Below are 8,225 nucleotides of genomic sequence, written 5' to 3'. Positions count from 1 at the left end.
ATGCTGTCCAGCTTTGATGTGGGGGACATATCAACAGAAGCCCTGTTGTTCCAGACCGGCTACCTGACCATCAAACAGGAAGAAAACTTGGGCGGGCAGTTTTTCTATACGTTGGGCTACCCAAACCGGGAGGTCTACCAAAGCCTGAACAACAGTTTGCTGGCGGCGTTGGTGCAGAACAAATCACAGCAAGTGGTGCATGCGAGCCAGTTATACCGCCTGTTGAGCGCCAATGATATTGCCGGGTTAAGGCAGCTGTTCCACAGCTTTTTCGCCAGCATCCCGCACCAGTGGTACACCAATAACGACATCCAGCATTACGAAGGCTATTACGCCAGCGTGTTTTATTCCTATTTCGCCTCGCTGGGCCTGAATGTCACGCTGGAGGACATTACCAACCTGGGGCGGATTGATATGACCCTGAAATTCAATGGCAAGGTGTATGTCTTCGAATTCAAGGTGGTGGAATTGGTGCCGGAAGGCAAAGCCCTGCAACAAATTAAAGACAAGGCTTACGCTGACAAATACCGCGCCCTTAACCAGCCGATCTATTTGCTGGGCGTGGAATTCAGCAAGACAGACCGCAATATCGTCGGTTTTGATTGGGAACCCGCCTGATGCCTGTCGATTAGTTGCGGCGACGCACTGTCAAAAAACGGGTTGTATCCGCAGGCAGCACCTGCCCTGATACGGGAAGAAGGGGCGCGTTCCGGCTTTTTCTTTGGATATTAGGGGGTGAGCTTTGATTATGCGGCCATGGTTGCTATCATCCCACCTCTTTTCTTGCACACTGGCAGAATCATGGAACTCAACCCCACCTATACCAAAATCAAAGACCTCCAGGGGCGCGTGGACGCTCTGAGGGGGTATCTTTGACTACGAAACCAAAAGCGAACGCCTCGAAGAAGTAAACCGCGAGCTCGAAGACCCCAACATCTGGAATGACCCCAAACGCGCCCAGGATTTAGGCAAGGAACGTTCCGTGCTGGAAGGCATCGTCGGCGGCATCAACCGCATCACTTCCGGTTTGGCCGACGCCAAAGAGCTGCTAGAACTGGCCGAAATGGAAGATGATGAAGCCAGCGCCAACGCCGTCATCGCGGATGTCGGGGAGATCGAAAAAGAAGTCAAAGTCCTCGAATTCCAGCGCATGTTCTCCGGCGAAATGGACATGAACAACGCCTTCCTTGACATCCAGGCCGGTTCCGGCGGCACCGAAGCGCAGGATTGGGCAGAAATGCTGTTGCGCATGTATTTGCGCTGGGGCGAGGCCAAAGGTTTCAAGACCGAACTGATTGAAGCCTCCGCTGGCGACGTGGCGGGCATCAAAAGCGCCACCATCGGCTTTGAAGGGCCGTATGCGTTCGGCTGGCTGCGCACCGAAACCGGCGTGCACCGGCTGGTGCGCAAATCGCCGTTCGATTCCGGCAACCGCCGCCACACCTCGTTCACCGGGGTGTTCGTTTCCCCGGAAATCGACGACAACATCGAAATCGACATCAACCCGGCGGATTTGCGCATCGACGTTTACCGCGCATCCGGTGCGGGCGGCCAGCACGTCAACCGGACGGAATCGGCGGTGCGCATCACCCACCTGCCAACCAACACCGTCGTGCAGTGCCAGAGCGGGCGTTCCCAGCACCAGAACAAGGACACCGCGATGAAACAGTTGCGCGCCAAGTTGTATGAGCTGGAAATAATGAAGCGCAACGTCGAAAAGCAGGCGCTGGAAGACAGCAAATCCGACATCGGCTGGGGCAGCCAGATCCGTTCCTACGTCCTCGACCAGTCGCGCATCAAGGATTTGCGCACCGGCGTGGAGACCGCCAATACCCAGGCGGTGCTGGACGGCGACCTCGACAAATTTATTGAAGCAAGTTTAAAAAGCGGACTTTGACCATGAGCGAACAGGAACTCCACCAAGACCACGCCGACGAAAACAAACTGATCACGCAACGCCGCGAAAAACTGGCGAAACTGCGTGAGCAGGGCGTCCCGTTCCCCAATGATGTGGTGCGGGCGGACAAGGCCGCTGACCTGCATGCGCAGTATGGCGAACAGGACAAGCCATGGTTTGAGGAAAACGCGGTGGAAGTGACCGTCGCCGGTCGCATGATGCTCAAGCGCCTGATGGGCAAGGCCAGTTTCGCCACCATTTCCGACGTGTCCGGGCGCATCCAGTTGTATACCCAGAAAAACGTGCTGGGCGACGAGCTGTTCGACACCTACTCGCATTGGGATTTGGGCGACATTGTGTGGGCCAAGGGGACGCTGTTCAGGACCAAGACCGGCGAGCTGTCGGTGAAGGTGCAGGAAATCCGCCTGCTGACCAAATCCTTGCGCCCGTTGCCGGAAAAATTCCACGGCCTGACCGACCACGAGCAGCGCTACCGCCAGCGCTACCTCGACCTGATCATGAACCAGGAAACACGCGACGCATTCGTGCTGCGCTCCAAAATCGTCAGCTACATCCGCAATTTCTTCACCCAGCGTGATTTCCTGGAAGTGGAGACGCCGATGTTGCAGGTGATTCCGGGTGGGGCGACGGCACGGCCTTTCATCACCCATCACAATGCGCTGGATTTGCCGATGTACCTGCGGATTGCGCCGGAGCTGTACCTCAAGCGGCTGGTGGTGGGCGGTTTCGAGCGCGTGTTTGAAATCAACCGCAACTTCCGCAACGAAGGGCTTTCCACCCGCCATAACCCAGAATTCACCATGATCGAATTCTATCAGGCGTATGCGACCTACCACGACCTGATGGATTTGACCGAGGAGCTGATGCGCGGGCTGGCGGTGGACGTGATCGGCAGCGCGACGGTCACCTACCAAGGCGAAACCTTCGACTTCAGCCAGCCGTTTGTGCGCATGAGCGTGCGCGACTCCATTTTGCACTTCAACCCGACTGTCACGCCTGAGCAGATTGACACGCTGGACGGGGCGAAAGCCGTCGCCGCCAAACTGGGCATACCGCTCAAGGGCAGCTACGGGCTGGGCAAAATCCAGATCGAAATCTTTGAGAAAACGGTTGAGCACCGCTTGCTGCAACCGACCTTCATCACCGAATACCCGGCGGAAGTGTCGCCGCTGGCGCGCCGCAATGACGCCAACCCGTTCATTACTGACCGTTTCGAATTTTTCGTCGGCGGGCGTGAAATTGGCAACGGCTTCTCCGAGTTGAACGACGCGGAAGACCAGGCCGAACGCTTCCAGCAACAGGTTGCCGAGAAAGATGCCGGGGATGACGAAGCCATGCACTACGACGCCGATTACGTGCGCGCGCTGGAATACGGGATGCCGCCGACCGCAGGACAGGGCATCGGCATCGACCGGCTGGTGATGCTGTTCACCGACGCGCCATCGATCCGTGATGTGATACTTTTTCCGCACATGCGCCCAGAATAATCACCAACATACTGATAATAAAGACAGTTAACCTGATTTTCGTTTAAGCAGGCAGGCTCTCGTTCTTGGAGTATGTGTTTGGGGTTCCCACACCAAGCAAGCAGCCAAGGGAGCGGAAGCCATGGAAGACAGTTTACTGGAATTATTTTGTGACATAGACGATTTTTGCCAACATATTGGCTTTTCAGGTCACGCCAGCCAACACGGATGACCGTGCGCCCGTCCCCAAACTGGCGCGTGGGCTGGTGAGCAAACTGTTTGGCGACAAGGGCTACATCTCCAAAAAGTTGTTTGAAACGCTGATGGGGCAAGGCTTGCAAATGATCACCAAGGTGCGCAAGAACATGAAAAACCAACTGCTGCCCCTGGAGGACAAATTGCTGCTACGCAAGCGGGCGCTGATTGAAACGGTCAATGACCAACTGAAAAACATCTCACAGATTGAACATACCCGGCACCGTAGTGTTGCCAACTTCATGGCCAACCTGATCTGTGGGTTGATTGCCTGTACCTGGCAACCGAAAAAACCGGCGCTGAAATGGGCGATGGATGATGCCTGCCTTGTCGCGGTATAGGGCTTAAACAAAACTCAGGTAAATTTAACAGATCTTTACATTCTTCAAACAGGTATTGGCGCTCAGTCTCACCGGCATCTTCAGTGCCTATTCAATCAGACAAAATTCAGGATAGAACAGGGACAGCCGCCCTTGCGTTACCCAGCACTGTCGATAGTTCGCCATTAATGCCGTAGCTTCTGGACTTCTGCCAACGGCAAGCCTGCAATACGGGCAATGTCTGCCTCTGGGATAACCCCAGCCTGCAACAGGTTGCGGGCGATTTCCAATGCTTTGGCCTTTGCCCCTTCCGCCAGCCCTTCCGCTAGCCCTTCCGCCTTGCCTTCCGCCTTGCCCTCCTCCCACGCGGTATCGGTGACGTTTTTCAGGTCACGGTAGTATTTCAGGCTGTCCTCATAGGCTTGGCGTTCGCTGGGGTCGAAGCAGGCAATTTGTGCCGCCTCAAACAGCTTGAGGAATACGGCCTCGTGCAAAACGGGGGGGATTTCCTGCAATTCGTGCAAGTGCCTGAAGATGTAGAACCATTTGTCCCGCACGGTTTGTAGCCCGTCCAAGGTCTTATGGAAATGCGGCAGGGTCAGGTAAATGAAGGTCAGCTTGTCGTAGAACACCTGCCCGTTTTGGTTTTTAAGCTGGATGAAGTGGACGACTTCCCCGTCATTACGGTCTTCGTCAAACACAAAATCAAGGATGCCAACGGTATAAACAGCAGAGAGTTTGTAATCCCAGTCACCGCGTTGCGCCTGTTCCTGGATCGGGAAGGTGGCGTAATACAGGCTGCGGTCTTTGAAATAGTTCTGCTTGGCTTTCTGCAACTCGACGATGAAACGCTCACCCGTGGGGCTGACGCAGTTCAAGTCAAAGATTGCCTTGCGGTCAAGGCTGGTTGCGCCTTGCTGCTCATTGCGGGTGTATTGCAGGTCTTGGATTTGGTGCTTCTCTGGCAACAGCGTGTTGAGGAAACTGATGAGCAGCTCCTTGTGAGGCTCCTCACCAAACAGTTTCTTGAAGCCGAAGTCGGTGAAAGGGTTGACGTATTTGTCTTGCATGGCGGCTGTCATCTGTGGATGTTTGCAATGGGGCAAGTGTAGCACGGAACCCCGCATCCCCATGAATGCTGTCAAGCTGCCTTTCGGACTGCTTGCCCTGTTAATTCTTACCATGTCACAATGATTCCAACGATATGACGGAGGTAAGGAACAGTGATTACACAGCAGCATACCTTGAAAATTTCCGCAAAGGGGCAAATTACCCTACCCAAATACATCCGACAAGCATTGGGTAGCGAGCGTATCCGCCTGATTCTGGTCAATGGACAGGTACGCATTGAGCCAGTGAAGTCGGTTGCAGGCAGCTTGCGGGACTATGCCAAACCCAACACGGACATGACAAAAGAAACCGATATGGCTTGGGATGCCATCATTAGGGAGCAATATGCAACTCGTTGATACCAATGTCATCCTGCGCTATTTACTGGCGGACAATGAAGCATTGTACCAACGTGCTTGCACCATCCTTGATCCGCTCCAGCGGGGTGAAACCCAAGGCACGGTCACTGAAGGCGTGCTAATTGAATGTGTCTATGTACTGCTGAAAGTTTATGAAATCCCACGTGCATTGATTGCTGACAAACTCAGTGCCATGTTGAGTTATACGGGCTTGTATCAAGCACAGTATGACCACCACATTCAGGCATTGGAGATTTTCGCCGAGCACAATGTTGATATTGTGGATGCGCTGCTGTTCACCCGCTCCCAGCAAGAAGGCAGTAGCATCCAATCCTTCGACAAAGATATCCGGAAGCTGATCAAGCGACTGGACTAAAACCAAGCATCAAAGAAAAAGCCGGAACACGTCCGGCTTTTCCCTTTCCATCACCACATCTTGTGGGTGTTTCCCACCATTACCGCCATACAATGCCAATCGCCATCAGCCGCACCTGACCACTCGACAGCTGACTACTGGTCATTTAAGATTCACCCCAAACAATTGACCGGCAGTCATTACCGTGAAGAATTCCACCGTGCGTGCTATCCGTTTACTGCTTCTTGCGTCCGTACTGGCAACCCAACCCTCATCGCCGGTACGGGCGGAAGAAGCGCCCGCCACACCACAGGCAAAACCCGCATTGACCGTAACCGTCTCCCCGCCAGCGACAGAAAACTGGAACACTGGCGTCGCCGCCACCGGCCCGCTCGCCCCCTGGCACGAAGCCATCATCGCTTCCGAAATCAGCGGCCTGCGGGTGACGGACGTCTTGGTGGACATCGGCGACGAAGTAAAAAAAGGCCAGGAGCTGGCGCGCCTTTCACAAGCCTCCGTCAAAGCGGATGTGGCGCAGAAACAGGCCAGCCTGGAGCAGGCGCAAGCCAATGCGGAACGCGCCCGCCGCCTGAAAAGCAGTGGTGCCTTGCCCACTCAGCAGATTGACCAGTACCTGACCGATGAGTCCGTGGCGAAAGCCGCGCTGGAAGCCCAGCAGATCCGCCTGACGCAAACCCGCATCCTGGCACCGGACGACGGCGTGATCTCCGCCCGCACGGCCACCCTCGGCGCGGTGGTGCAAACCGGCTCCGAACTGTTCCGGCTGGTGCGCCAGAACCGGGTCGAATGGCAGGCCGCCATCCCCAGCCAGGATATGGGGCGCATACGCCCCGGCCAGCAGGCGCGCCTGACCCTGCCGGACGGCGGCAACGCGGAAGGCGAAGTGCGTGTGGTTTCCCCCACGCTTGACCCCAACACCCGCAACGCCACCGCCTACATCAGCCTGCCGCCGGACAGCCCGGCCCGGGCGGGCATGTTCGCGGAAGGCGAAATCCTCACCGGCGCATCGCAGGCGTTGACCGTCCCGCAATCCAGCGTGATCCTGCGCGACGGCAAGAATTACGTGTTCGCCCTCAGCGCAGGCAGCAAAGTCAGCCAGTTGACCGTCCAAACCGGGCGGCGCGCCGACGGCAAGGTGGAAGTCCTGGATGGCCTGAAGCCGGATGCGCAAGTGGTTGTCACCGGTGGCGCCTTCCTCAACGACGGCGACACCGTGCAGGTTGCCAGCAAACCCGCCGCCTCCAGCCTTGGGGATAAACCATGAATGTTTCCGCTTGGTCGATCCGCAACCCAGTTCCCGCCATCCTGCTGTTTGCGCTGCTGACCTTCCTCGGCCTCAAGGGTTTCAAGTCGCTCGGTGTGCAAAACTTCCCTGACATTGACCTGCCGACCATTATCGTCAGCGCCACCCTGGAAGGCGCTGACCCGGCGCAGTTGGAAAGCGAGGTGGCGCGCAAGATCGAAAACCAGCTCGCCACCATCAACGGCGTCAAGCACATCCGCTCCACCCTGACCGACAGTTCCGCCAGCATCGCCACCGAATTCGAGATCGAGAAAGACACCGAAGTCGCCTTGAATGAGGTGCGCAACGCGGTCGACACCATCCGCGCCAACCTGCCGCAGGAAATGAACGACCCGATCGTCTCCAAAGTCACCACCGCAGGCAGCCCGCTGGTCACCTTCACCGTGGCCTCCCCCAACATGGATGAGGAAGCCCTGTCGTGGTTCGTGGACAATGACATCACCCGCGCGCTGATGTCGATCCAAGGCGTGGGCAAAGTGTCGCGGGTCGGCGGCGTCGACCGTGAAATCCGCATCGACCTCGACCCTGCGCTGATGACCGGGATGGGCGTCACCGCCGCTGATGTTTCCACCCGGCTAGGCCAAATGCAGAAAGATGCGCCAGGCGGACGCGGCGACATTGGTGGTGGCGTCCAGTCGGTGCGCACGCTGGGGCGCGTGGATACGGCGGCGGAACTCGCCGCCATCGACATCCCGCTGTCCAACGGGCGGCATGTGCGCCTTGACCAGATCGCCCATATCCGCGACACCACCGCCGAACGCTCCACCTACGCCTTGCTCAACGGCAAGAATGTGGTTGGTTTCCAGATCACACGGGTGCGTGGAGCCAGTGAAATCGATGTCGTCAACGGTGTGCGCGCCGCCATCGCCACATTCGCCGCCAGCCACCCGCAAGTGCAGATCGCCGAAGCCTATGACACCATCGAGCGCATCCAGGCCAACTACCAGGGCTCCATGCACCTGCTGTACGAAGGGGCGGCGCTCGCTATCCTGGTGGTGTTCCTGTTCCTGCGCAATGTCCGCGCCACGTTGGTGTCCGCCGCCGCCCTGCCGCTGGCGATCATCCCCACCTTCATGGCGATGCAATACTTCGGTTTCTCGCTCAACATCCTGACCCTG

8 protein-coding genes and 1 pseudogene are annotated in these 8,225 nt (G+C 56.9%); 8 read left to right on the top strand and 1 reads right to left on the bottom strand.

The genetic code is table 11. The features are described from left to right. The 4 genes and pseudogenes from VSS37_RS14730 to VSS37_RS14715 form a co-directional block, all read left to right on the top strand. The coding region (locus tag VSS37_RS14730; protein WP_324696434.1) for a PD-(D/E)XK nuclease domain-containing protein at positions 1-618 on the top strand (618 nt) is incomplete at its 5' end. A gap of 183 nt (positions 619-801) precedes the next feature. Then, a protein-coding gene (prfB, locus tag VSS37_RS14725; RefSeq protein WP_324696433.1) for a peptide chain release factor 2 occupies positions 802-1,897 on the top strand; the annotation gives its coding sequence in 2 pieces (ribosomal slippage) (positions 802-873 and positions 875-1,897; 1,095 coding nt in all). A 2-nt stretch (positions 1,898-1,899) separates the two neighbouring features. After that, positions 1,900-3,405, top strand: coding sequence for a lysine--tRNA ligase (gene lysS, locus VSS37_RS14720; RefSeq protein WP_324696431.1), 1,506 nt, complete (start codon positions 1,900-1,902; stop codon positions 3,403-3,405). Positions 3,406-3,578: 173 nt separating this feature from the next. Next, a pseudogene (locus VSS37_RS14715) lies at positions 3,579-3,980 on the top strand (transposase); the annotation flags it as partial. Positions 3,981-4,144: 164 nt separating this feature from the next. Here VSS37_RS14715 and VSS37_RS14710 read toward each other — a convergent pair. Next, positions 4,145-5,029, bottom strand: coding sequence for an Rpn family recombination-promoting nuclease/putative transposase (locus VSS37_RS14710; RefSeq protein ID WP_324696429.1), 885 nt, complete (start codon positions 5,027-5,029; stop codon positions 4,145-4,147). 174 nt (positions 5,030-5,203) lie between these two features. Between VSS37_RS14710 and VSS37_RS14705 the strand changes: the two genes are divergently transcribed. From VSS37_RS14705 to VSS37_RS14690, 4 genes are all read left to right on the top strand, one after another. After that, positions 5,204-5,428: an AbrB/MazE/SpoVT family DNA-binding domain-containing protein gene (locus VSS37_RS14705; protein ID WP_324696427.1), complete on the top strand. Its 225-nt coding sequence runs from the start codon at positions 5,204-5,206 to the stop codon at positions 5,426-5,428. After that, positions 5,415-5,804 carry a type II toxin-antitoxin system VapC family toxin gene (locus VSS37_RS14700; RefSeq protein ID WP_324696426.1) on the top strand — a complete coding sequence of 130 codons (390 nt, stop codon included), beginning with the start codon at positions 5,415-5,417 and terminating at the stop codon, positions 5,802-5,804. The genes VSS37_RS14705 and VSS37_RS14700 overlap by 14 nt, the downstream gene beginning before the upstream one ends. Positions 5,805-5,988: 184 nt before the next feature. Next, positions 5,989-7,068 carry an efflux RND transporter periplasmic adaptor subunit gene (locus tag VSS37_RS14695; protein ID WP_324696425.1) on the top strand — a complete coding sequence of 360 codons (1,080 nt, stop codon included), beginning with the start codon at positions 5,989-5,991 and terminating at the stop codon, positions 7,066-7,068. Next, the coding region (locus tag VSS37_RS14690) for an efflux RND transporter permease subunit (protein ID WP_324696423.1) at positions 7,065-8,225 on the top strand (1,161 nt) is incomplete at its 3' end. The genes VSS37_RS14695 and VSS37_RS14690, both read left to right, overlap by 4 nt.

Source organism: Candidatus Thiothrix phosphatis (assembly GCF_035668035.1).
Classification (GTDB): Bacteria; Pseudomonadota; Gammaproteobacteria; order Thiotrichales; family Thiotrichaceae; genus Thiothrix; species Thiothrix phosphatis.
The sequence above is the reverse complement of the archived record's forward strand: the minus strand, read 5'-3'. Positions and strand labels throughout refer to the sequence as shown.

Coding starts and splice junctions, on each gene's coding strand:
- VSS37_RS14700 (WP_324696426.1), top strand. CDS start 5,415: ATGCAACTCGTTGATACCAATGTCATCCTGCGCTATTTACTGGCGGAC.
- lysS (WP_324696431.1), top strand. CDS start 1,900: ATGAGCGAACAGGAACTCCACCAAGACCACGCCGACGAAAACAAACTG.
- VSS37_RS14710 (WP_324696429.1), bottom strand. CDS start 5,029: ATGCAAGACAAATACGTCAACCCTTTCACCGACTTCGGCTTCAAGAAA.